The sequence below is a fragment of the Xenorhabdus sp. NBAII XenSa04 genome (assembly GCF_963866145.1).
In the GTDB taxonomy this organism is placed as follows: Bacteria; Pseudomonadota; Gammaproteobacteria; order Enterobacterales; family Enterobacteriaceae; genus Xenorhabdus; species Xenorhabdus indica.
Window position 1 is genome coordinate 1 of record NZ_CAWMEB010000220.1, and the last position, 739, is coordinate 739.

Sequence of the window (739 nt, forward strand, 5' to 3'; positions counted from 1 at the left end):
CTGTATATCAATACGTTGCCATTGATGGTGCAGTGGGAAAACACACAGACAGTCGCCGACGTTTTACAGGCAATACAGAATGATATTGCCGCGCTCAACAGCCACAGTGCAGTGTCACTTGCCAGCCTGCAACCGGACGGAGCACGTTTATTCCACAGCCTGCTGATTTTTGAAAACTATCCGGCACCTGTGGTGAGTGGAGCCAAAGACGGAATTGAGAAAACGCTGACATTCCGCAAAGCGATTGAAAAAACAGATTATCCGGTGTTACTGATGGCCTATGAACACAATGATAACCTGATAGTGAAACTGAGTTACGGTGAAGACTGGCTGACGGACGAACAGGCACAGCGTTTGCTTCGTCAGGTTAAGTGTATTTTATCCACGGTAGCGCGTGAACCCTACCAGCCTATCTCATCGGTAATGTTCCTCAGTGACACAGAACGTCATACCCTGCTGTATGGCTGGAACCAGACAGATGTCCCGTATCCGCAAAACCGCACACTCCAACAGCAGTTTGAAGCACAGGTTGTGGCGACACCGGATAACATTGCGCTGGTATTCGAGGGAGAAACGCTGACTTACCGTCAGCTCAACGAACGGGCCAACCAGTTGGCTTTTGCGATTCGTCAACATTACCAGCAGCAACACTATGATCAGTGGCAACGCTATGATCAGCAGCAACACCCTGCGACGATGCCAGTTGATACCCCCGTAGCCTTGTATCTGGATCGCAGTC

At 50.1% G+C, this 739-nt stretch carries 1 protein-coding gene; it reads left to right on the top strand.

Annotated features, from left to right (window positions below):
- Nucleotides 1-739 (top strand): condensation domain-containing protein (locus AAC147_RS08935; RefSeq protein ID WP_047686389.1); only part of this gene is annotated, 739 nt, incomplete at both ends.